The organism is Bacillus sp. AFS041924 (assembly GCF_002577195.1).
Classification (GTDB): Bacteria; Bacillota; Bacilli; order Bacillales; family Bacillaceae_G; genus Gottfriedia.
In genome coordinates, this window is record NZ_NULG01000017.1 from 136 (window position 1) to 24,861 (window position 24,726).

Below are 24,726 nucleotides of genomic sequence, written 5' to 3' on the forward strand. Positions count from 1 at the left end.
GAGCACCTGTAGTGGAAATCCACATTACATAACTTAGTTATCAGTGATAATTTCCTGTAATAATTGACAAAGTCTTTTTTCAACAGCATGAAAAAAACTCTGATAAAACAGAGTTTTTTTACTTTATTTAACGAAATTTCCAGCAAATTGCATTACAACTGCTTTCACTTCTTCAAGTTTCTCAGGCTTTAATAAAGTAATCATTTTAGGGACAAATTGTTGAACTTCTTCTAGAGAAAAAGTACCTTCATCTTGTTTTCTGAAGTTTTCTAAAAGAATTTCCCTTGCTTCATCTTCTTTACCTTCTTGAACTCTTTCTAAAATAAAATTTAAGAACATTTCTTGACCTTGCTTGTCCATACCTGTTGCCTCCTAAGAAATAAATTATACAACCATAAGGTGTTATTTAAATTATAACACCTTATGGTTGTATGTCAATTTTATTTTTCTGCATGAATAAATCATTATTCGTTAATTATTTGCTATTATTGAAAAATTATTAGCTTATTTGATGTTTAATTTTTAAAGCAAAGTAGGATATTCAAAAGAAAAGTAATTGATTGAAAAATGCTATAATTTCTTTGTGGAGGAGATGTGTAACTTGGGATCACGTAATATGCACCTAATTATTGCGAATCAAGTTGCTAAAAAAATTTCTATTTCTGATAAATCATCATTTTTAATAGGGGGGATTGCACCAGATGCTGTTTCACCGAAAGAATTATCGCATTTCTTTATAGGTGAGGCGAATGACTATACTAGAAGCATAGATTTTGATGGATTTTTACATAAATATAATTCTATTAAGATAGAAAAATATATATTAGGTTATTATACTCATTTAATAGCTGATGATCTTTGGTTAAAGGGCTTTTACTTACCTTGGCTAAAAAACAGAATTGAAAGTGATCATCATATTTTAAACTTATATCACCAGGATTTCGAACTATTAAATGGTAAGTTATTAGAACTTTATGGTGATAAAGATGAATTAAAAGAGGACTTACATAGAAGAAATTCAATATTAGAAATACATGAGGTTTCATCAAATGATGTTAATAATCTTATACCTCATATATTAAAAGATATGAATTATAAAGAGGAAGACGTTTTCATAGATTTAAGTGTATTTAGGTTAGAACAAATTATTGGATATATAGAGACTTGTGTTAACAAGTGTATAATGCATCTTAAACCGATACTAAACTTACCTTAAATGGATTATGAAATGTAGATAGAAAATGAAATAATAAAGGTGGTAATCACAATTAATAAGAAAAAAGTAGCTGTATCTTTTAGTGGAAAGGATTCAACTTTAGCGTTGCATGATCTTATGCAATCTGTTGAATTCGAAGTAGTATTGTTAATTGCATCGGTAACAGAAGGTTATAATCGGACTAGTATTCATGGAGTGAGGGTAGAACTATTGGATGCTCAAGCAAAATCAATCGGACTTCCTATAAGGAAAATATGGATTCCAGAAAATTGTTCAAATGAAAAATATAAAGAGATAATGACTCAAGTTAATTTAGAGTTAAAAGAACAAGGGATCGAACATATTGCATTTGGAGATCTATTTTTAGAAGATGTAAGAAAATACCGAGAAGAAATGCTTAAACCATTAGGAATGAATCCGATTTTTCCACTATGGGGAGAAGGCACAACAAATGTGATTGAACGATTTATTTCCTTAGGTTACAAAACGATTATTACATGCGTAGATTTAACGAGATTAACAGAAGAATTTTCTGGTAAAGTAATCGATAATCAACTTATTAAGGGACTTCCAAAAGAGGTTGATCCTTGCGGTGAGAATGGCGAATATCACTCATTTGTATTTGACGGCCCTATTTTCAAGAATCCAATTCAGTTTGAACTAGGAGAAAAGAAGTTAAGTGCTGATGTTTATACAGGAGAAACTAGATTTTGTTATACAGATTTAGTTCTAGTATGAAATATGATTTAGAAAGAGAATCAAATAGTTAAGTAAAAATAGACTGTTAATTTGTAACGGTCTATTTTTTACTAATTAACTGTAAAAGGAATACTAATTCAAACTACTATTTTTTAAAATCTGGTCCCCAAGGTGGTTCAACTTTCGCATCCATCGTAATATTTTGTTTCGTTAATCCAACTTGTTTAGCATAATAATCTAACATTTCAAATACTGTAAGCCTATGAAAAGAACCATTAGTAAAACGTGGTTCATTTCTTCTTTTAGGATCTACTATCCAAAGAGCTACCGATTCTTTTGCAGAATTGTCGTTGAATTCGTTGATTGGTACATTAAAGTCGATCTGTTCATTATATCCATTTGCTACAGTGATAACAGTAACTTCTCCCATTTGTTTCTTCTGAAAACGATGATCCTTGTTCACTGTTACTTTAATTTTTGCTATTCCGTTTGAATTAGTTAATGTCGTTCCTAATACTTTACCAAAAGAATTAATTACTATAATCCTAGCTCCTTTTATAGGTGGACTAGATTCGACTAAGGTGTCATCTGATGGGCCTACTTGAACTGTAAGTATTGCCGTAACTTTATTTAAATTGTCGGCGAAAATTAAATGTGCTGAACAAAAAAATACTACGGTACTTAAAATAGTAGCAATACATATTTTTTTCATTGATTCACACCTTATGTTATTTTTAATGATTAGTTTTTGTTAAATTATGAAAAGTATACTTTTATTTATGAACTTGATCATTGATTAAACTTTATGATAGAAGATGTTACAAGGAAAAAATCAAAAAAATGTCGAATTTTATAGTGAGAAAGAATATTGATTTTTTAGGGAGAACACTATGATTACGAACCTATACTTAGTAAGACATGCCCATTCTACTTATACTCCTGATGAATTAGGGCGACCATTATCTAATAAAGGGTATACTGATGCAAAAACTGTTGCTGAAATACTATTAAAAGAAAAAATTGACTATGTTGTTTCAAGTCCATATAAACGGGCAATCCAAACTGTTGAAGAGTTAGCGAAATCATTAAATAAAGAAATTAAGCTTGATGAGAATTTTAAAGAACGTTTACTCTCATCAGAGCCTGTTGAGGACTTTGAGTTTGTAATAAGTGAAGTATGGAAGGACTTTAATCGTTCCTGGAATGATGGAGAGTCAAATAATATGGCTCAAAAAAGAGGAATAGAAGCTACTAAGAATCTATTGAAAAATTATTGTGGTAAAAACATTGTTATTGGTACGCACGGTAATATTATGGTACTAATTATGAATTTTTTTGATCAAAAATATGATTATGATTTTTGGAATGAACTTGCAATGCCGGATATTTATAAATTAACTTTTGATGGTGAAACTTTAATTGAAGTGAATAGAATATGGAGTTAATCTAACGGTTTATTCGAGTAGGCAAATAGAATTTTTCAATTTAAAATGAATCTCACTTAATAATTTTCTTTTATTAAATTATTCTATCACATACTTTCTATGAATAAGTTGAAAGATATTGGCTTTTATTAGAAGTAAATGGAAGGTTCATATTTTGAGAGATGCTATAATATTTCTAAGTTATTTTCCATTATATAGTTATTGGATTTGACTTAAATGAAAGAGTAGATATAGAAAATACAAGTGAGGATCATACATGATAGAATATAACGGTAAACATAATAATGGAAAAATATTACTTGATTATGTTGATACAAATGTTATTACACAATTAAAAACGATTTTAGATACGGAATGCTTTTCAGATTCAAACATCGTTGTCATGCCCGATTGCCATATCTCTAGTGGGGGTGTCATGGTAGGGTTTACAATGACGTTAAACGATTTTATTATTCCTTCTATCGTAGGTGTAGATATTGGCTGTGGGGTTAGTGCTTATCATCTTGGGCGAATGAAATCGGTAAAGAGTGAAAAGTTGGATAAATTCATTCGAAAAAATATCCCGATTGGTTCAAATATCCATGATGAACCTGTTATCGAACCACGAGAAATTGCTGAAGCAGTTGAGAGACTTGATCTTAATTATATGTATGTGATGAACAGCATTGCAACTCTTGGATCTGGAAATCACTTTATCGAAATAGATCGAGATGAGAATAATCACTTTTGGCTTGTCATCCATACAGGTTCTAGAAATTTTGGGTTTGAAATAGCAAAGCATCATATGAATGTCGCAAAAGAAAATATGAAACAATTATTCGGAGAAAGTTATAAAGGATATGACTATTTAACTAAAAAGGAAGACAAGGATGCTTATTTAAGGGATCTTTCAATTGCACAACATTTCGCTTCTTTAAATAGAGAAACAATTGCTAAAATCATCATTGAAAAATATTTTAAACTTGATTTTGATTCAATTAAAAAAATTGAATCGGTTCATAATTATATTGATCTTCAAAATAATATTTTAAGAAAAGGTGCAATATCTGCTAGTGAAGGCGAAGAAGTAATCATTCCATTTAATATGGCATTTGGATGTGTTGTAGGAAAAGGTAAAAGTTCGAGAGAGTTTAATTATTCAGCACCTCATGGGGCTGGTCGAATTATGAGCCGAACAGATGCAGTCTATAAAGTAGATTTAGATGTCTACCAAAAATCAATGAAAGGTGTTTTTACAACATCCGTAAACAAACATACTGTCGATGAGTCACCAATGGTTTATAAAAAACCGAAATTAATACTAGAAAATATTACAGAACTGATTGATATCGATTTCTTTATGAAACCAGTTTACAATCTAAAGGCTGACAAATAACCTCTTTATTTTAAGGGGTTATTTTATTGTTGAAAAAGAACAAACCAGCTAATAAACAATTATTCAAAATTAAAGAGAATATTAATCTCTTAAGTTCTTTATCCCCATTATAAGTATACAATTATAGTAATTCACTAATTTTGACACTAATTCTTGTACATAATGGGGGATTACTATGTTCATCAAGCTCAAAAGATTATTATTAGTACTTCTCATTTTTGTTCTGTATCTTGGATTGTCATTGTTACTTGGAAATTTTCTTTGGAGTTTATTAAATGATTAGGGAAATGAAAAAGGAGAAATTCTCCATGTAGCCTGAAGTCATCAGTATTTTTTTGATAGTATTTGAAGGACTAGTATAGTATTACTCTCTTGTGATTCTGAATTTCTTTTTGGATAATCCCTTTTATTATAGTCATTGCACATACCCTTTCTTACTTTATTTATCAACTTTTTTTAAAATAATACCGTCATTTAGCAGCTTATGAAAATCGATAATTTCATTTAACTAAGCCTAAAATTTAATAAAATCAGTATCAAATTAATATAGGTTTGATAGTTTTATAGAAAATCGGCGTTTTTGTCGATTTTTTTTATTGTGATTAATTTGAAGTAGGCCAATATGATTATAAGTAAGAGCATAAATTAAATGAAGTAGAAATGATAATGTAGTGATTATTATTAGGAGGTGCGAAATTGAAAATCGTTTTTTTTAGAAATCTTAATAAAATAGAAACATATGCTGCGAATAGAAAACAAATAAAGTTGAATCTTCCTAGAAAAGAAGAGGCTAGTGTTTTATTCGGCCTGAGAAGGAAATTTGAATTTGATAATCGTTGCGCAAGACCACCACAAATCAGCGGTACTGTTGTTGCTTCGGTTACTTGTAATAGAGATAAGGATATTCGAATTTATTTTTATCCAATCTCTCAAACTATTTATCCGGAAAAGGCGAAATCTCGATTTCATAATGAAGTTTTACCAGAACTTAAGAAATGGATCGATAATCAATCCTCAAAACCAGAAACAGCAGTATTAGGGATTGAAGAATTTATTATTGAGTGGAATGGAAAAAACCACTTATTCCATCAAATAAAATTTTTATAAAATTAAAAATAAGACGGTAAAGTTGAAATGCTTTTACTGTCTTTTTTTGCGAATAAATACTTAAAATATGTAATTAAATTAAGTTTTTTAAGTTTTTTTGGTGGATTAATACAAATTAATTTTATATAATATCTTTAGATTTTGAATTTGCTTTGAAAAAATAGAAGGAGATTTGGGCTATGTATCAAGAACAAAGGCTAACTTTGATAATAAATTATTTGAGTTCAAAGAAAGAGATTACATTAGAAAAAATATGTGAAATGCTTAGCGTTTCAAAAGATACAGCGAGAAGAGATCTAGTAAAACTCGAAGAACGCGGAGAAATAATGCGGATAAAAGGTGGCGCAACACTTCCAATCTCTAATGGAAATTTAATTGATTATAAAGAACGTAATGCAACTGAAGGCAAGGAGAAGATTGCTCAAAGAGCTACATCACTTATTCGTGAAAAAAGTGATTTATTGATGGATACTTCTTCTACAATTGCGCTAATGTCTAAATTTATGTTCAATAAGGAAGTTAATGTGATTACAAACTCAATTGATATTGTTGATTTATTAGGTGAGTATGAGCAAATTCAAAGCTTTATGCTTCCAGGGAAGTTCAATAGAAAAAACAGAAATTTAGTAGGTGCTAGGACAATTGATACACTAAATGATTACAAAGTAGATCAACTATTTCTTGGTGCTTGTGGAATCAGTTCTGATGGAATTACTTCACCTGACGAGGAGGAATCATTTTTAAAGAAAAAAATGATTAGTTGCGCAAGACAAGTAGTATTATTAGCAGATCACACAAAGTTTGAAAAGGGTTTTCTTCACAAAGTGTGTGAAATAAAAAATATAGATGTCATAATTACTGACAAAGCTCCTGATGAAGAATTTAAAAGTAAGATAATCGAAAATAATATTCATTTAATTATATTAGAAGAAGAGGAAAGTGAGAGGATTTTAGATGGAAAAAATTAAGGTTGGTTTAGTTGGATATGGATTTTCTGGTGCTACATTCCATGCTCCGTTTATTAGTGTTTTAGAAGAATTTGAATTGGCAAAAGTTGTTAGTTCAAAAAAGGAAGATGTAAAAAGAGATTTAGGGGATGTAGAAGTAGTAAGTAGTTTAGACGAGGTTCTTGAGGATGAATCGATTGATTTAGTTGTTATCACTACCCCAAGTGGAATGCATTATGAAATGGCAAAACAAAGCTTAGAAGCTGGTAAGCACATAATATTGGAAAAACCGATGGTAGTAAAAACGCGTGAGGCAGAGGAATTAATTAATATTGCAAATGAAAAAAATTTAATGCTAAGTGTATATCATAACAGAAGATGGGATAATGATTTTTTAACCGTTAAAAAGTTAATTAACGAAGGTCTATTAGGAGAAGTGAATACATATCAAGTTCATTTTGACCGATATAGACCAGAAGTAAGGAATCGATGGAGAGAAAAGCAAGGACCTGGCTCTGGGATGTTATTTGATTTAGGATCGCATTTAATTGATCAGGCATTAAATCTATTTGGTCAGCCTCAATTCATTTCAGCAGATGTATTTGCACAAAGAGTAAATGCCGAAACAGATGATTACTTCCATATCATATTAGGTTATGACAAGCTTCGTGTGATTTTACATTCCGGTTCGATTATCCCTAGTAACGGACCACGTTTTCAAGTTCATGGTAATAAAGGTAGCTTTATCAAGTACGGAATCGATGGACAAGAAGCTGCACTAAAAGAAGGGAAAAAACCTACCCAACAAGGATGGGGAGAAGATGTACCACAATTTTACGGTAAACTCTTTACTGTAGAAGGGGAAAAGGAATTGGAAGAAACGATAGTCACAATACCAGGCTCTTATACAACTTATTATAAGAAAATAGCTGAAAGCATTTTTGAAGGTAAAAAAGCCCCAGTTACTGGTGAAGAAGGTTTATCTGTTATTAAAATTATTGAAGCAGCACTTAAAAGTAGTGAAGAAAAGAAAGTTATTTATCTATAATAGGGGGAAGTATGGAGAAAAATATCCAAACAAAGCTTGAAGAAGTAAGGAAACAAGAAGAAAATCTAATCTTTAAAAGTTTTTCTAATCATGATGCTTTAGAAATTGGATTGTCAATTATTGAATCAGCTAAAGCCTTTGATAAACCAATTGCTATAAATATAGTGAAAAACGGTCAAACGGTATTCCATTATGCAATGGATCATACTGCTCCAGACCAAGATATATGGATTAAACGAAAATCAAATGTTGTTCTTCGTCACCATTCAAGCTCATATTTTATGAGGCTTTACAATGAAATGAAAAATCGTTCGTATTATGACTTTTACTCAGCCAGTCCATATGAATTTGCAATTCATGGTGGAGCTTTTCCTATTAAAATTGAAGGTTCAGGAGTAATTGGTGTAATTACTGTTTCAGGGTTATCTCAGGAAGATGATCATAATTTAATTGTTGAGGAATTAGCTAAATTCCTAAATAAAATGTTTGAAGAGTAAAACATATAACTATTTCAAAGGAGTCGAAATTTCGGCTCCTTTGTTATTGCTTAGAAAATTTCGGTTTAATTAAATAGTAAATCGTATCGAATAATATTGGAATTATTTAAATTATTGATCGAATAAGCTTAAAATAACCCGATTGACGCTTTCTGAATACTCATCCAGTATTAGTTTAAAATACTCATTTTTATATGTGGGGTAGATAGAATTCTCTGTTAAAGAAATAAATAGTTAAAAATAAAAAAGAGCTGCCAAAGCAACTCATTTAATCTCTTTTAAATCCAACCATTCAGAAAATGTCAAAATGTTTAATTCATTTTTTTTACTATCTACATAATTAACAATCGTTCTAAACTTTTCTGGATCAAAATTCATTTGCGCTTTATCGGCTTTATTATCAAACCGATGATTTGTAAATACAATCGTTTGTTTCGTTTTAATTGCTAAATCTATCTGATCTTTAACCCATGAAATATCAGTACTAGGAAGTAAATTGATCGTACGTATTTCATATTTTTTGATATCGTTTCTTTCAATTCCATCTTTAATCGTTCGAGCACTTCGATAATGTTCTTCCTGTAAAGTTTTCAATGTATCTTGATTATAAGAACCATATGGATAAACGGCAATATTACTTGCTCTTGTAAAACAATTTCTATTTAACCATTTACGTGCTTTGTTTAATTCTTTTTTTTGTTCTTGCTTATTTAAATTTGCTAAATGACGATGTGTATTTGTATGATTCATCAAGTCCCAACCTGAAGAGTATAAGGTATTTAATTGACTTAATGACATATATCCTTCAGTACCAATTTTTGTTGGTATAACGGCTATACTAGCTTTTATTCCTCTATCTTTTAATATTTGAAACCCTTTCGTAAATTGAGTTTCCCACCCATCATCCATTGTAAAAATAATGTTAGCATTATCTTGTAGCTTTTGAATTGTTTGTGGTTTTTCTTGCAAAGGTCTACATTCAGTAGGGTGTAGTAAGTTATTTTGTTGTATTGGTTTTGACATATAAGATGCGCTACTCTTCATAAATGGATATGCGATCATGAATGACGAAATTAAAATCGCATAAACAATCATAAGTTTTTTATCCAACGTTCTTCATTCCCTTATCCTTTTCTAACTCATAAACTCTACCGGATCTTGAAACTTTGTTCCAATCGTTCCGGTTTATAAAATATGAAACCGTACCAATGAGTACGAAAAATAGTGTTATAAATCGATAGACAAATAAGTCTAAAATAATTGTAATCGTCAATCGTATTTTATCTTTTCCTTTAAATTCAACCCCGTAATAACGAGCAAGATACATAGCGAATAGACTGTAAATTAAATTTAAAGAAACGACCCCAAGTAGATAAAATAGTAGGAGACTTTGAGCATGATTTAAATTTGTAAAGAGCATATAACCTAAATTGAAGAGCGTAAAATAAATTGCAACTGTACCTAAAATAAACGAATCGATTAGCATAAAGAAAGAAACAGTTCGAAATAAAAATGTCTTTATAAGCATCGGAAAATAATAAACGATACAGTCAATAAAAGCCTTTTGCCAGCGGACTCTTTGTTTAAATAAATCCTTCCAGGTTTCCGGACATTCGGTATAACATACTGCATTTGGTACAAATTCCATTCTCATGCCAGGGTTCTTTAAAATGTATTGCTGAAATTTTAAAGTAATGTCGATATCTTCGCCTAAAGTCTTTCTGTATCCACCAACTTTAAGCAATATTTCTCTATTAAAAACACCGAAAGCACCTGAAATAACTGATAGTGCATCAAATTTCGCAAGTGAAACTCTATTAATATAGAATCCTTTTATGAATTCAAATACTTGAAATCTAATGACATGATTAACGGATAAAGTGCGTTCGACTTTCTTTTGATTAAATTGAACTCCTTGAAGTGGGTGCACCATGCCTCCAGCTGCGATTACATCAACATCCTGAAATACTTCATTTAACACCTGTAATGCATCTTCAGCAAGAATACTATCGGCATCTAAAGTAACTACTAATTCATTTTTTGAATACATGATTCCAGCGTTTAATGCGTCATGTTTACCACCATTTTCCTTGTCAATTACGTATACATTGGGGAAAACAGTAGACTTATAGAAGTTTTTGATTGCATTACTTTTTAACTGATTGGATATTTTTCGTTCTTCCGGTACGAGACGAAGTAGTTTAAGTAAGATTTTCATTGTTGCATCTTGTGATCCATCGTTAATATAAATAACTTCTTTTGCTGAGTAATTCAATATTTTCATACCTTTTATAGCTGTTTCGATTATATTTTCCTCGTTAAAACATGGAATGAGTATGCTAATGCTTTTATTTTTTCGTACTTGATTATGGAATATTTTCTTGCGATTAAAAAAGATTGGTAAAGCATTAATCATATGTAAGAGGGGAAAAAAGGTACATAAGAATAATATAAGTAGTGTAACAAATTGCATAATAATATCTCCTTAAAACTATTATCTTAGTTACGAAATTCATCCTAAGAATACTAATTCAATAGTTAAATAGGAAAAGTAACATTAAACCAAACGTAACGAAAATAGATTCAAATTATAAAATAAACATAAGAAATATCATAAAGGGATATAAATAAATTTCCTATGATTTTTTTTGAACAATTTATTTCAATATGATGTCTAACAATACAAATATTAAAATAGTGATTTTTACGACCACTAAATTTTAATTAGTAAGGATACTTGATTACAATTATAAAATTAAAAAATATAAAAATTTCACATACCGTAATTTACTCTTATTTTAATTTGGAAAATAAATCGGTAGGATCGTAATTCAGTCTTTATGAATTATGGATAGAGAGCTTAGTGACAGGAAATGAGAGGGTGAAATCGCATGTAAAAGGAAAAGGTAAAAAACAACAGGGATTAGTCCGGAATTGATGGTTTTTGCAATTGGAAGTACAGTCAATCGTATGTACTCCACTTTGTGATGTATCCTTCTGGATGACGAAAGAATACTTTATCTTATGACTGTTAAATCTGTCAGTTTCATGTATACTTTTGTCGCGATTTATGGATTACTAGGGGATTAGTATTGAGTATGATACTTTAAAATTTTTAAGCCGAGTCCTTAACGGAAAGACTCGGCGTTTTTTGTTTTTACATTATAAGCGGACTGAGATTATCTAACAAATAAACCTACTATTGTCCCTGTTAAAATCGAACCTAATGTAGCAACAAATAGTACTTTAAAACCGAATTTAGCAAAAAGCTCAGATTGTTTTTTATCAATCGCTGCAATAGCACCATATATAATACCGATTGATGAAAAGTTAGCAAATGATACTAGAAATGATGATACGATTGCGACTGTTTTAGCTGATAAATTAGGAATTATTTTTTGGAAATCAAGCATTGCTACAAACTCATTTGCAGCAACTTTTGTGCCCATGATTGATCCTGTTCGAACTAATTCATCACTTGGAATACCCATAATGAAAGCAACAGGAGCAAATACATATCCTAAAATTTCAGTAAATGTCATTCCGATTATCGAGTTAAAAACGAAATTAATCATCGCAAGTAAACCGATATACGTGATTAACATTGCTCCTACGATTAATGCAACTTTACCGCCATCTAGAGCACCGTTTCCAATTGCTTCAAATAATGATTTTTCCTTAATCATTTCTTTAACGTTAATTTCTTCATCTTGTTCTGAAGTTACAGGACATACCATTGATGAAAGAATTAAACCAGAGAACACATTAATTGGTAGTGCAACTAATACATATTCAGGAGGAATCATTTGCATATATGCACCTAGGATTGAACAAGATACTGCTACTAAAGAAGAAGTAACGACAACGAATAAACGGTTAGCTGTAAGTTTGTGTAATTCAGTTTTAACAGAAAGAATTGCTGTTGTATCACCGAATACCATACTATTTACTGCAACGAATGATTCGATTTTAGGTAAACCAGTAATTTTTGCAACTGCACCACCAATATATTTAATTGCTAAGGGGAGTATTCTTGTATAGGTCAAAATTGATAATAATGCAGATACGAATATAATCATCATTAAAACGTTGATCCAGAAATATCCCTTTGTTGATAAATCGCCAAAAACAAATGCAATTCCTTCGTTACCGAATGATAAAACTTTATTAAAGAAGGCAACAATCTTTTGTAGAATTGTTTGTCCAATTGTGGTTTTTAGCATAAACCAGGCTAAAATAAATTGAACTATTAACATGATTGCAACAGCTTTATAATTTATGTTCTTTTTATCATTAGACATTAGCCAACAAATAGCAAGTAACAAGATAATGCCAATGATCGCGATAATATATGACATTTAGTTTCCTCCAAATTACAAAATCGTAGAATTATTTCTAATTTGCTATCTTATTATTTCCAATCAAAATAAAAATATCATTAAATATAACTAGGATTATTTTTAGATAAATAATTGCACTAATTTCATTCCACTCCATACACCTATAATTCCACAAATAGCCGAAAACACAGGGGGGGCTGGAATTGGTAATTTAATGAGTGTAAATATAACGCCAACAATTAAACCCGCAATTAAACTCATTATTATTTCATGCATATATACTAACTCCTTTAACTCTGTTTAGTGAACCAAAAATATGAATTGTGAAATATTGAATATTTTAATTATAAATACTTGAAAAATATAAAAAATTATGTAAAAATCACTCCTTTTAAAAAGATATCATTGAAGTTCGATTTATAGATTTTTTTAATTTAAGAACAAGCTTCTATTTAATAAGGTATTATCCCCAATCGATAAAAAATCATAGCTATTATAAATTTCTACTTTAATTCACATGCAATATAGGTAAATTGAATGTTTTTAGAGAATATATTGTAAAAGGAATTTTAGTTTTAAAATTAACATTTGAAAGGGGATTATAGATGAAACAATCGATTTTACAAGAAATTCATGATTTTTCTTTATTTGGTGAACACACTGATCGTTTTGAATACATAGCAAGTGGGAAAGATGGTGATGTTTACACTAGAGACAATTATGTAGTTAAAGTATTTAAGGATGATGGGAAAAGTCGCGATGATGGAATGAAACTACATCTTCTTGAAAGAAGTATTTATTTTCCACAAGTTCATGCATACACCAATGATTTTATGGTTAGCGAACGTGTATTTGGTGAGACTTTTTATGAGTTAGATGGTCATAATAAAGATATACGTAAACAATATGAAACTCAAATTAATCAAGCTGTCATAGACGCTCAAAATGCTGGACTGTACGCGTTTGATTTACATAATCACAATATCATGTTAACGAATGATGGAGAAGTACGAATTGTTGACGTTGGTCGATTCTCACTTGAAGTAGATACACTCCAATTAGGTTTTTTTAAATCTTTGTTTGGAAGTTCTCATCGACGTCATCGAAAACATAAAAGGAGACATCATCATTCTTCTTCAAACCATCATTATAGACGACACTCCTCTTCGTCTAGACGCCACCACCACAGACATTCACATTCGAGTTCATATAGCTCATACTCTTCATAAAAAATAATCCACCTTTAATCTAAGGTGGATTCAGACTGCCCGCCAAACGCTTGCTTTCTTCGTTGCTTCGCCTGCCTGCGCAGTGCTCATTACCGTTTAGGGNNGGGACTTTGTCTACACTCTGGATGAGGCTGTCCCAAAAAGTAGATTTCAGCCTTGAAATTTAAAAAACAAAACGCAAGACAGTTGAATTTTACAGCATTCTTGAGTTTTTAATTTGACGGTTTTTTAATCAAACAGTGCTTTTGAGACAGCCTCATTTTTTGTTAATCGCATAAGAAATATTGGAATGGAAAAACTAACCAATATTATTAAAAGTAATATTGGAGGGCAAAATGTATAAAATAATTATCTCATTTTTACTAATAGTATTTATTAGTTTTTCCTTCGACCATTTAATTGAAGTAGAGGCTAGTGTATTTACGAAAGAAATGTTAAAAAAAGAAATTGAGAATTACGGAGAAAAAGAAACGAATAGGATTCCGGCATTCTATACGAAAGAAGATGCAATAAAAAATGGTGATATTATCATAAAAGAAAGATCTTCATTACAAAATAACAGGATTAATAAATTTATTAATAATGTAAGAAATAAAAAGCCTGACTTTATTCGATTTGTTGAATTTACTTCAAAAGGTGATCCAGTAATTACCGAATATCAATATAATGGAAAATTAATTTATTATCGCTTTGATAGCTCTAGAGATCGAACAGACAAATATCGAAAAGGTACTTTTGCAATGAGTAAATTTGTTGCGGGCCCAAAAATTTTAGAAGATTATTGCCAAAAGCTTGTTGTAAATTCAAAAATGTCATATTTAACAAATTGTTATCACTTTGATAAAGTTGAATTTTAGTAACAAAAACGTCGGTTAACAAAAAATCGACGTTTTTATTTGTTTTGTTGTTAAAATCAATTAGACAGGGTAATCAAAAAACAAAAATATATATTTAGAAAAAATTCAACTCTGATCCTTGTAAACAATTAGATTAACAATTTAAGAATAGAAAAAATCATATAAACAACAATTTCATTTACCGAAGTATCTGTAATCAAGCGATCCATAAAGGAATTAATCTAATAAACAATTAAATTATCATGAAAATTTCACACACCGTAATATATCACTTAATTAGATAAAATTTACATTAATATGGACAAAGTATTCCGAACTACTCTATAATTTCTACATAAAACGAATAAAACAGCAACTAAAAAATGGAAATAAATAAAAAAGTTTTACTAAAAGGAGCACAGAAAAATGGTCGACAATTTAGTGCAAAGCGAAAAAATTGGAATGATTAAATACATACCTCCAAAAGGGGAATTTACGAAATTTTTGTCTGATGAGGATTATTTAGAAAAAGGACGATCTTGGGGATTATTTAATAAGAATCCAAAATATGATTTTTTATTTAAAGGCCAAGACTTTCAAGTGAATGTCAAGATTGTAGGTTATGAATCATATGGGGTAACGGATGAGTATCATACGATTATTATTGAATTTGAAGACGGTAATTTATCATGTATTCATCCTGCCTATTTAAAAGAAATGCAGTCCCCAAGCTTTAAGAAAGTTTATACAGTAGGTGAAAGTGATACAAAGATTGTTGAAGATAAAAAAACAGAAACTAAAACGAAAGAACCAGCTTCTAAAGGTACTACAAAGAAAAAAGCCGAAAAGAAAGAAGAAGTTTCAATCACATTACCAACTGATAAATCACATTTTAATGGAACAATTAAAGAATTTAGTACAAAATATAACCATTTTAACGATAGCGAAGAAGAAATTATTATATGGGAAAATGTTGTAGTTAAAGGAGAGCAGGATTTAATTATTGGAAATGCATGGTGCTCTTTAAGTAAAACCTTGAAAGCAGCTGAATTAGAAATCGGTAAATCGTATCAATTTGATGGAAAAGTTGTTGATAAGAAATTAAACAAAGAAGTTAAATATAAATTAAATAATCCTTCAAAGGTTGCAGAGATTTCATAAATAAAGTTTGGAAAAAAGCTAACTCAAACTGTTAGCTTTTTTAATTTTTACTTAAAGTTTAATTTTGTATGAGTAAATTTATTGAAATTGGAAATTTTAGTCTTATATTACTATTTATTACAAATTGTTTAATCGAAGTAAGTTTCTTTATCAAATCTTCTAGGGGGGCTCTTTTGATGAGAAAAACAATAGGGTCAGCTTTATTAATCATTACATTAGTAGGTACTTTTTTTTCAACTAGTGCACATGCAAAAGAATATAATGATAATACTTATGCAAAAAATGATCTCGTTGGCCTTGGGGATTCCATTACATTTGGTTATAACTTGGGTATAAATAATGATATACCATCAAACTATGCTTTCCCATTTCTAATTGGTGAATATGCAAACCTTGAAGTTCGTGACCTAGGAGTTCCAGGGTGGACAACTGATGACCTCTTGAAAGCAATTAAAAATGATCGTAATTTCAGGGAATCAGTAAAACAGGCAGGTTATATAACTCTCGATATAGGAAATAATGATTTGATTCATACTTTAAAAGCAACGGATGATTTAAAAGAATTTTCAGAAATGATTGAATTAATGGTTCCAATTTTAAAGAATAATTTAGATGAAATAATTCGTGAAATTCGCAAATTGAATGATGCGCCAATTGTCATGTACAATTTTTATAATCCTTTTCAAGTAACCAATCAACCGAAGCATGCTTTATCCGATCAATTATTATCAACAATCATTAATCCGAATATCGCAATCGTTGCAGATAAATACAAAAATGTAAAAATAGCTGATGCTTTTTCTGCATTTGATGAAAAACAAGATACTTATGTTAGAAAGGGAGACATACATCCTACTATTGCTGGACAGGAAGTACTAGCGAATATTGGAAAGAAAGCACTTGGAATAAAATAATTAAGAAAATACTGAATTAACCTAAAGATTAACTACAGATAGTGGTTAATCTTTTTCTATTTTATCGTAATTGCAAATGTTTAATTATGATATGAGACATAACACGGTAATCATAGAACTATATATTAATATTTACTAAAAATGTTTGTCTTGGAATCATTTATAATCTGAGTTTATATCTAGGGGGGATCTTATGGAATGTATCCATGAGATACTAAATGAAATTTTATCACCTTATGAAAATGATGTTTTAGCTACTATTATTCATGTAGAAGGCTCTGCTTATCGAAAAGAAGGAACATCAATGTTATTTAAAGGAAATGGTAAATGCATTGGTTTATTGAGCGCTGGTTGTCTTGAAACAGATCTTTCTTATCGAATTCAAGAAACTAGAATAAAAAAAATACCTCAGACAGTTATTTATGATATGAGTTCAGAAGACGACTTATCATGGGGAAATGGGGCGGGGTGTAATGGCATTGTTACTTTACTTTTAGAGCCAGTTGATGTAAGTATGTTTAATTTACTAACTAGACTAAAATCATTTCTTTTGAAAGGCAATCAAGTAACAATGATGAAAATTTTATCAAATGACCATGAAGAAGTTGAAACTATGTTCATGGTCGATGATAAAACTTATTTTGGTAATTGCAATGAGCGAAAATTAGAGCAGGTAAAGCGTGTTTTAAATGATTTACATATTTCAAATATGAAGAGCGGGCTTCGAACGATAGAACAGGTTGGAACACAAATATATTTACATTCTTTTAATCCGAAACCTCGCTTAATTGTGTTTGGCGCAGGTAAGGATGCGATTCCTTTAGTAAAACTTGCATCTTTAGCAGGATTTTTTGTAACGGTAACAGATTGGCGAGAAGAATTTTGTTCAAAAGAATACTTTCCAAGTACAGATGAAATACTTGTTGGTTTTCCTAGTGAGATTATTCCTAACCTTCAATTGTCTAATTCAGATTCCGTTATTGTTATTACGCATCAATTTCAAAAGGACAAGGAAATATTGAATCTTATATCAAATGTGAATCTTAACTATTTAGGAGTACTCGGTGGGGAATTACGATTACAACGACTTTTAGGTGGAAATACAACAAATTCAGAAATAAGCAGTCCAGCTGGGCTTCCAATTGGTGCTGAGGGTCCAGAAGAAATTGCAATCAGCATTGTTGCTGAATTAATTCAAAAACAGAGACTAAAAAGGAAGACGAAAGATGGATAAAAATAGCGTCATTGCTATATTACTTGCAGCAGGTAGTAGTAATAGAATGGGTCAGAATAAGATTGCTCTTCCATTAGGTTCATCTACAATTGGTAGCTATGGACTACGTCAATTTATCCAATCAAATATTGACCATATTTTTGTTGTTACGAAAGAAAACGATTCCCTAGATTGGATTGATCGAGATCTTTTTCAATTTCCTAATCGTGATTATTGGTCTCAAGTTCCATGTGGCAACGCTTTCCAAGGACAATCATTTTCTTTAAAATGTGGTTTAACTGCAGCACTTAAAATGAATCCTTTAGGTATTATGATTCTCCTCGCAGACCAACCTTTTTTATCTATAAAAACGATAAATGAATTACATGAAAATTATATAAAATGTATAAGTGAGACCCCTGAAATTCCATTTTTGGCTGCAAGCTTTCATGGAATTCCTAGACCACCAATTGTATTTTCGGCAAATACGGTACCGGACTTATACATGCTAAATGGAGATCAAGGAGCAAGAGTTCTTATTCGGAAACAAACGAATTTAGAAGGATTATTAGTAGAGTTTGATAATAAGTGGGACTTTTTTGATATTGATACAAAAGATGCATATGAGGTTGCGAAGGGAGTTGAATTTAATAATTGATTCGAAAAGGAGATGCAAGCTTATATTATCCTACTGTTTGGTTTCCAGATTCACTTGAAAAAGCATACAGTCTAAAACGCCAATTTTATAATAATTCATGCTTTATTGCAGGGGGAACTCTTTTACAAATTCATTGGGAAAAGGGGATTCATTGTCCTGATAATTTAATAAGTATAGAAAACATTAAAGACATGAAGGAATATAAACTAATACGGAAAGATGATCAAACCTTTCTCCAAATTGGCGCATTAACCACTTTAGATTGCTGTAGGAATAATCCAATATTTTTTGAAAATGTTCCTTTATTAGTAGAAGCCGTTCGAAATATTGCATCTCCAGCTATTCGTAATAGAGCAACGATCGGGGGAAATATAGCAAATCGTCAAGGTGATGTCATCCCTGCATTAATTGTCTTGGATGCACATCTAACTTTGTATGATGGAAACGAAATGTTCGTAAAAAAACTATCAGAGTGTATAAAAGATAGTAACTTTTTATCAAACTCTATACTTGTGAGCATTAGTATACCTGTGCAAAAAAAGAAGCCCAGAAATTATTATTTTTATAAAAAGGTAGGATTACGAGAGGTTTTCTGTCAAAGTATTGTAACTATATCTGGAAATTTTAAGATGAATGAAAATAAAGAAATAGAACAAGTTTGCTTAGTAGTTTGTGGTAACTCATTTTTGCCTCAAAGATTAGTTAATACTGAACAGTTTATTAAAGGCTTAATCGTTCCAACTTTTCAATTAAAAGAAATTGCTAATTCCATCAATAAGGAATTTAAACCTCCTTCAGATCATTTTTCATCTTCGAACTATAAGCAGGTTATTACAACTAATATTATCGTTTCCGAGATTGCTAAACTACCTTAAAAATAAGAGGTGGATGAATGAGTAAAGACATGATTCCTTCAAATAAAGAAAGAAGAATACGTCCTGATGGTCTAGGTAAGGTGACCGGAAATATGAAATATCTTACTGACCTTTCTTTTCCGAACATGTTATATGGGAAAGTGTTAAGAAGTACTGAACCACATGCTGAAATTTTATCAATTTCAATTGAAGAAGCTGAAAAAATTGAGGGAGTAAGGGCTGTTGTTACTTATAAAGATATTCCTGGATTAAATGGTTTTGGTCTAATATTTCCTGACCAACCGGTATTTTGTAAAGATCGGGTAAGATATGTCGGTGATGCAATTGTAGCTATTGCAGCTGATACAGAAGAAAAAGCTGAGCAGGCATTACAAGTAATTAAAGTTGAATATAGGAAACTGCCTGTTATAGATAGTCCTGAGTTTGCACTTCGCCATGATGCACCTCTATTACATGAACAAGGAAATATTTTACATCATGCCACATATCAAAAAGGAGATGTTGAAAGAGGCTTCCAAGATTGCTGTGTGATTGTAGAAGAAACTTATGAATTACCTAGGCAAATGCATGCATATATGGAAACTGAAGGTGGAGTAATTGTACCTGAAACGAATGGGAATTTAACAGTTTATGTTGGAACACAGCATGGTTTTAAAGATCGTTTTCAATTGTCAAGGATTCTTAATATACCAGAAGAAAATATTCGAGTTGTCTCTAGCCCTATGGGTGGTTCTTTTGGAGGTAAAGATGAATTAAATATTCAACCATATGGTGCTTTGTTAGCTTTAAAAACCAAATGTCCAATCAAAATTCATCAAAGTAGGAGTGAATCCGTAAAATCAGGTTTAAAGCGTCATCCTATGAAAATTACAATGAAAACGGGTGTAAACGAAAAAGGAGAAATTGTTTCTCATAAAGTAAAAATTATAGCTGATACAGGTGCATATGCAACATTAGGTCCAGCAGTTTTAGATTTTGCAATAGAGCATGCACCGGGACCATATATCATACCTAATATTGATATTGAAGGATATTCAGTATTTACGAATAATGGAGTAGCTGGTGAATTTAGAGGATTTGGCGGCAATCAAATTACGTTTGCTCTTGAAGGGCAAATAGATCGCCTTGCTGAAAAACTAAAAATGGATGCTACCCAATTTCGTTTGAAAAATTTAAGAAAAACAAATGATTTAGGCCCATTAGGTCAAAAAATTGTACCTACAAACGGTGCTTTTGATGTATTAAATAATATATCAAAAATACATTTATTAAAAAATCAGGGTGAAAATGATAGTAGTCAAGATTGGAAGGTGTATGGCAAAGGTATTGCAATAACAATGCATGGAGGTGGGCTTGGAGTAGATAGACTTGATCCCGCTGGAGGCCGTTTATTTTTTACACGTAACGGTAAAATAGAATCAGCTTTTGGATTTGAAGAATGTGGTCAAGGTTTACTTGGTGTAATCGAAACACTATTAATTGATGAATTTAATTGTTCGGTTCAAGATATTAATATAATCATAGGTGACACTGATTTAGTACCAATTAGCGGTTCTTCTACAGCATCGAGAGCTACAAGCATGGTTTGGCATTCTTTAAAAAGAATGGAAGCCTCATTTAAGAATCAGATTCTTGAACTAGCCCAAAAGGTTACTAGAATACCTATTAACAATCTTAATATGGGTCCAAATGGGATTTGGCTAAAGGTTAACGGAAGAGAGGAAAAATTAATTATCTCTTATAAAGAGCTTGCACGCAAAGCGCCACAAGAACAAGAAATACTCGTTCAAACTTCATTTGATTTTCCTACGAGCCCGGATGCTAAAGTTGGAGGTAGTCACTTTCTTTATTCTTTCGCAGCAGTTTTGGCACAAGTTGAGGTTGACCTCATTACTGGAAAAGTTAAGGTAACTGATTTAGATCATGCTGTTGCTGCTGGTCCAGTTGTCAATGTAGTTGGTTATAAGGGACAAATAGAAGGTGGCGGTATTATGGCATTAGGCTACTCATTAATGGAAAATTCATTAATGGAAAACGGTGTATACATTTCTGATAACTTTGATACTTATCTTATACCAATAATTTGTGATATTCCTTCAAATGTAAATGTAGTTCCAATCGAAAATCTTGAAGAAGGAGATTCATTTGGACCTAGAGGTGTTGGAGAAATCGGAACAGTTGCTGTTGCTCCAGCAATTGCTAGAGCAATTTATGATGCAACTGGCTGTTGGATCAATAAATTACCAATATCTCCAGAATATTTATTGCAATTAATCAAATCAAGGAGATGAGCTAATGGGTATGAATAAAAATAATAAAGATCAACCTATTCATTTGCTTGAGCTCAATTTAATAGTAAACAATATTGAAAAAAAATTACATGTTTCGCCTACAACTCGACTACTAGACATCTTACGAGAAGAGTTAAATATGACGGGAACAAAATTCTCATGTGAAATCGGTCGATGTGGTGCATGTGCTGTTCATATGGATAATAAACTAGTTAATTCATGTATGATGATGGCTTATCAAGTAAACAATACTTCGATTTGTACAATTGAAGGCTTAGCAGATGTAGAACTCCATCCCATTCAGAAGGCTTTCCTAGAAGAGGGTGGGTATCAATGTGGATATTGTACGCCAGGTATGATTATGGCTGTAAAAGCACTCCTTGACACAAATTCAAATCCAACAGAAGAAGAAATCAAAGAAGCACTATCAGGTAATCTTTGTAGATGTACTGGTTATATTGGAATTATACGCTCTGTACAAAAAGCAAAAAGCAATTGGAATGATCAATAAGAATAATAATTAATTTCTATATAATATAAGGAAAAAATTACAACGTCATAAACTTTGTCCTTCTATAATTATCCTATTGTTCATAGGGTAAATATGAGGGGGTTTTTTTGTGTATCGGGATATTTTATATTTCATTTATGGTGCATTTGTTGGATTCTGTATCTTGAAAATAATAAGCAATCTAGTTGTACATAATGATTCTCATACTTGGTTCTATTTTTTTTGTATACTTTTGATCACTGTAAAAGAACGCCAAAAAGGGGGTTTTTTACATGGATTTAGTTTTAAAAAAAAGAAATAATATCATTTTCCACTTTATTTTTACCTTAAATTTTACTTATCTGATTTATTGTATTTAAAAAAATTGAATTGTTTAAATTATTTCCGAAAATTCAGAAATATGTTATTCTTAATATAGAAAATACTGGTTGATTTCTAGTATTTAGTCATCAAAATTGGAAGGAGTATGATGACTTTGCATACAAATAGTAATTTACCATTAAATGAAGATGATAAATTAATTAATCACGTCGACTTATATGAAGTATTTAATAATATGGCTGAAGGTTGTTATTATTTAAATTCTAAAATGGAATTTGTATTTATTAATAAGGCTGCAGAAGCAATGATCGAGAAGCCAAAAGAAGAATTAATGGGTATTTGTATGTGGAATGCATTACCTAATTATATTAATACAGACATCTATTTCTACTATAATAAGGCCTATAATGATCAAAAAATTCAATCGTTTGAAGCAATGACCGAATACTCTCACATAGCTTATGAAATTAAGGTAATCCCAGATCAGAATGGAATCCTAGCAATTTTCAGTGATATTTCTGAGAAAAAAGTTCAGGAAGAAGAGCAGCGTTATTATGAAAAACTTAAAATAATAGGTGAAATGGCAGCTGGAGTAGCACATGAAATCAGAAATCCTCTTACAACGGTAAAGGGATTTTTACAATTAGGGTTACAAAATAAAACTTTTGAGAGCTATAGTCAGATTTTTGAATTGATGATCGATGAAATAAACCGTGTGAACACAATTATTACTGAATTTCTTGATATTGCAAAGAAAAAGCCAAATAAACTTGAAGAGTGTAATCTAAATAAAATAATAAATACCATTTATCCGTTACTTGAAACGAGAGCATTAAAAGAGGACAAAATGATTATAAGAGAACTAAATGACATTCCTAACATAATGATTGATCAAAATGAAATTCGACAATTACTCTTAAATATGGTTAATAATTCTTTAGATGCAATGGGCGTTAGAAAAATTGTAAGTATACATACATATGTTGAAGACGATAAAATTGTTATGTCAATTAAAGATGAGGGATCTGGAATTCCACCAGATATAATAGAGAGAATATCCACCCCTTTTGTTACATCGAAAGAAAATGGTACTGGATTAGGTTTAGCAATTTGTTTTGCGATTGCTAAACGAAATAATGCTACGATTGATTTTACGTCTAGTGAAGAAGGTACAATTTTTAATATAAGATTTAGTAGATAATGTTTCTTATGGAATACATGTCTAAATTTAAGGTTAATTGCTAAATTTTCGGATAATAAATTGCTAAATTTTATTATAAATTATGGTATACTTTGGATATAATGAAAAAGAGTTTGGTGCTGTAACACCAAACTCAGTACTACACCCGTAGTGATACGGCTGACAAATATGTCCTTGGGGAAGGACGGTTACTTCTTATTAGAAGTAATATTGATGATGGCAACGATTAAGCTAATTAGCGCAATCGTTGCCATTACACTTTCAAGCATTAAACTAATCGTTTCATGCTCCGTCATAGGCATCACCACCTTTCAAAAAAGGTAAGATCAGCCGATTCCCAAGATATGTAGTAATTTTTTTATACCATTTTCCGACTTTTTTCGCTCTTAAAATTTGAAAGATTTCCCAATTTTCAATTCAACTAATTGTAAAGATCATGCTATAAATAGATCCAATAAGCAACATGAACAAACAACAGTTTCTTAATATAACCATCACTTAATTTTACGTTTGTGAAATTCGTCGCAAATAATACACAAAATCTAGATTTTATAATGTGACTTATATGTTAAATTTAATTTGTGAACTTCATAACATATAAATGGTGTTATTTTATGTTCTTAGTGATCGGATTGTACTCAATGCTTCTATTTTATTTAGTAGCGATCGTAGCATTACTAGTATTAACATGTAAACAAGGACCACAAGACTGTATTATGGAAGATATCACAAAATTAGCTCGACAATAATTTTTTAATGAAATTATTTAATTCAATGGTGTGTCAAAAATTCATTATAGTTGAATTTTTGATACACCTTTTCTATTGATTAACAAGTGTCGA

General features: G+C 30.7%; 26 protein-coding genes. 19 read left to right on the plus strand and 7 right to left on the minus strand.

Annotation, left to right across the window (positions count from 1 at the left end):
- Window positions 1–123 precede the first annotated feature (123 nt).
- A complete protein-coding gene (locus COC46_RS06005; RefSeq protein ID WP_098808840.1) occupies window positions 124–360 on the minus strand; it encodes a hypothetical protein in 237 nt (78 codons plus the stop codon).
- 241 nt (window positions 361–601) lie between these two features.
- Between COC46_RS06005 and COC46_RS06010 the strand changes: the two genes are divergently transcribed.
- Window positions 602–1,216, plus strand: coding sequence for a zinc dependent phospholipase C family protein (locus COC46_RS06010; protein ID WP_098808841.1), 615 nt, complete (start codon window positions 602–604; stop codon window positions 1,214–1,216).
- A 39-nt stretch (window positions 1,217–1,255) separates the two neighbouring features.
- Window positions 1,256–1,954, plus strand: a complete 699-nt coding sequence (locus tag COC46_RS06015; protein ID WP_176545073.1) for a Dph6-related ATP pyrophosphatase — start codon at window positions 1,256–1,258, stop codon at window positions 1,952–1,954.
- Between the two features lie 106 nt (window positions 1,955–2,060).
- Here the strand turns inward: COC46_RS06015 and COC46_RS06020 are convergent, their stop codons facing one another.
- Complete coding sequence (locus COC46_RS06020) at window positions 2,061–2,627, minus strand: hypothetical protein (RefSeq protein WP_098808843.1); 567 nt, start codon at window positions 2,625–2,627, stop codon at window positions 2,061–2,063.
- Window positions 2,628–2,805: 178 nt separating this feature from the next.
- Between COC46_RS06020 and COC46_RS06025 the strand changes: the two genes are divergently transcribed.
- The 6 genes from COC46_RS06025 (at window position 2,806) to COC46_RS06050 (ending at window position 8,334) form a co-directional block, all read left to right on the plus strand.
- Complete coding sequence (locus tag COC46_RS06025; protein WP_098808844.1) at window positions 2,806–3,360, plus strand: histidine phosphatase family protein; 555 nt, start codon at window positions 2,806–2,808, stop codon at window positions 3,358–3,360.
- Between the two features lie 256 nt (window positions 3,361–3,616).
- Window positions 3,617–4,735 (plus strand): RtcB family protein, encoded by a 1,119-nt coding sequence (locus COC46_RS06030; RefSeq protein WP_098808845.1) that lies wholly within the window; start codon window positions 3,617–3,619, stop codon window positions 4,733–4,735.
- 696 nt (window positions 4,736–5,431) lie between these two features.
- Complete coding sequence (locus COC46_RS06035) at window positions 5,432–5,842, plus strand: hypothetical protein (protein ID WP_098808846.1); 411 nt, start codon at window positions 5,432–5,434, stop codon at window positions 5,840–5,842.
- Window positions 5,843–6,021: 179 nt separating this feature from the next.
- The gene (locus COC46_RS06040) at window positions 6,022–6,810 is read left to right on the plus strand and encodes a DeoR/GlpR family DNA-binding transcription regulator (RefSeq protein ID WP_098808847.1); all 789 of its coding nucleotides are present in this window, start codon (window positions 6,022–6,024) and stop codon (window positions 6,808–6,810) included.
- Window positions 6,797–7,837, plus strand: coding sequence for an oxidoreductase (locus tag COC46_RS06045; RefSeq protein WP_098808848.1), 1,041 nt, complete (start codon window positions 6,797–6,799; stop codon window positions 7,835–7,837). The genes COC46_RS06040 and COC46_RS06045 overlap by 14 nt, the downstream gene beginning before the upstream one ends.
- Window positions 7,838–7,848: 11 nt before the next feature.
- Window positions 7,849–8,334: a heme-degrading domain-containing protein gene (locus COC46_RS06050; RefSeq protein ID WP_098808849.1), complete on the plus strand. Its 486-nt coding sequence runs from the start codon at window positions 7,849–7,851 to the stop codon at window positions 8,332–8,334.
- A 264-nt stretch (window positions 8,335–8,598) separates the two neighbouring features.
- Here COC46_RS06050 and COC46_RS06055 read toward each other — a convergent pair whose 3' ends face one another.
- The 4 genes from COC46_RS06055 to COC46_RS06070 all read right to left on the minus strand — a co-directional run bounded on the left by COC46_RS06055 (window position 8,599) and on the right by COC46_RS06070 (window position 12,950).
- A complete protein-coding gene (locus COC46_RS06055; protein WP_098808850.1) occupies window positions 8,599–9,444 on the minus strand; it encodes a polysaccharide deacetylase family protein in 846 nt (281 codons plus the stop codon).
- Window positions 9,437–10,807: a glycosyltransferase family 2 protein gene (locus COC46_RS06060; RefSeq protein ID WP_098808851.1), complete on the minus strand. Its 1,371-nt coding sequence runs from the start codon at window positions 10,805–10,807 to the stop codon at window positions 9,437–9,439. Before COC46_RS06060 ends, COC46_RS06055 begins: the two co-directional genes overlap by 8 nt.
- A 706-nt stretch (window positions 10,808–11,513) precedes the next feature.
- Entirely contained in the window at window positions 11,514–12,692 is a 1,179-nt protein-coding gene (locus COC46_RS06065; protein WP_098808852.1) for a NupC/NupG family nucleoside CNT transporter, read from the minus strand.
- Window positions 12,693–12,794: 102 nt separating this feature from the next.
- Complete coding sequence (locus tag COC46_RS06070) at window positions 12,795–12,950, minus strand: XapX domain-containing protein (protein ID WP_098808853.1); 156 nt, start codon at window positions 12,948–12,950, stop codon at window positions 12,795–12,797.
- A 329-nt stretch (window positions 12,951–13,279) separates the two neighbouring features.
- On the opposite strand from COC46_RS06070, the gene COC46_RS06075 reads away from it, so the two are divergent.
- The 10 genes from COC46_RS06075 to COC46_RS06125 all read left to right on the plus strand — a co-directional run bounded on the left by COC46_RS06075 (window position 13,280) and on the right by COC46_RS06125 (window position 23,884).
- Entirely contained in the window at window positions 13,280–13,903 is a 624-nt protein-coding gene (locus COC46_RS06075; protein ID WP_098808854.1) for a serine/threonine-protein kinase, read from the plus strand.
- A gap of 335 nt (window positions 13,904–14,238) precedes the next feature.
- Window positions 14,239–14,760: a DUF4362 domain-containing protein gene (locus tag COC46_RS06080; RefSeq protein WP_098808855.1), complete on the plus strand. Its 522-nt coding sequence runs from the start codon at window positions 14,239–14,241 to the stop codon at window positions 14,758–14,760.
- A gap of 405 nt (window positions 14,761–15,165) precedes the next feature.
- The gene (locus tag COC46_RS06085) at window positions 15,166–15,900 is read left to right on the plus strand and encodes a hypothetical protein (RefSeq protein WP_098808856.1); all 735 of its coding nucleotides are present in this window, start codon (window positions 15,166–15,168) and stop codon (window positions 15,898–15,900) included.
- 176 nt (window positions 15,901–16,076) lie between these two features.
- Window positions 16,077–16,814: a GDSL-type esterase/lipase family protein gene (locus COC46_RS06090; RefSeq protein WP_176545074.1), complete on the plus strand. Its 738-nt coding sequence runs from the start codon at window positions 16,077–16,079 to the stop codon at window positions 16,812–16,814.
- Window positions 16,815–17,007: 193 nt separating this feature from the next.
- A complete protein-coding gene (locus tag COC46_RS06095) occupies window positions 17,008–18,048 on the plus strand; it encodes an XdhC family protein (protein WP_098808858.1) in 1,041 nt (346 codons plus the stop codon).
- Window positions 18,041–18,685: an NTP transferase domain-containing protein gene (locus COC46_RS06100; protein ID WP_098808859.1), complete on the plus strand. Its 645-nt coding sequence runs from the start codon at window positions 18,041–18,043 to the stop codon at window positions 18,683–18,685. Before COC46_RS06095 ends, COC46_RS06100 begins: the two co-directional genes overlap by 8 nt.
- Window positions 18,682–19,560, plus strand: a complete 879-nt coding sequence (locus tag COC46_RS06105) for an FAD binding domain-containing protein (protein WP_098808860.1) — start codon at window positions 18,682–18,684, stop codon at window positions 19,558–19,560. The genes COC46_RS06100 and COC46_RS06105 overlap by 4 nt, the downstream gene beginning before the upstream one ends.
- Window positions 19,561–19,577: 17 nt before the next feature.
- A complete protein-coding gene (pucD, locus tag COC46_RS06110) occupies window positions 19,578–21,851 on the plus strand; it encodes a xanthine dehydrogenase subunit D (protein ID WP_255294828.1) in 2,274 nt (757 codons plus the stop codon).
- 10 nt (window positions 21,852–21,861) lie between these two features.
- Complete coding sequence (locus tag COC46_RS06115; RefSeq protein ID WP_098808908.1) at window positions 21,862–22,362, plus strand: (2Fe-2S)-binding protein; 501 nt, start codon at window positions 21,862–21,864, stop codon at window positions 22,360–22,362.
- Window positions 22,363–22,831: 469 nt separating this feature from the next.
- Window positions 22,832–23,884: an ATP-binding protein gene (locus tag COC46_RS06125; RefSeq protein ID WP_176545075.1), complete on the plus strand. Its 1,053-nt coding sequence runs from the start codon at window positions 22,832–22,834 to the stop codon at window positions 23,882–23,884.
- Window positions 23,885–24,072: 188 nt separating this feature from the next.
- Here COC46_RS06125 and COC46_RS23220 read toward each other — a convergent pair whose 3' ends face one another.
- Window positions 24,073–24,180 (minus strand): putative holin-like toxin, encoded by a 108-nt coding sequence (locus COC46_RS23220; RefSeq protein WP_483295513.1) that lies wholly within the window; start codon window positions 24,178–24,180, stop codon window positions 24,073–24,075.
- A 318-nt stretch (window positions 24,181–24,498) separates the two neighbouring features.
- On the opposite strand from COC46_RS23220, the gene COC46_RS22625 reads away from it, so the two are divergent.
- A complete protein-coding gene (locus COC46_RS22625) occupies window positions 24,499–24,633 on the plus strand; it encodes a hypothetical protein (protein WP_255294829.1) in 135 nt (44 codons plus the stop codon).
- The last annotated feature ends 93 nt before the right edge of the window (window positions 24,634–24,726 follow it).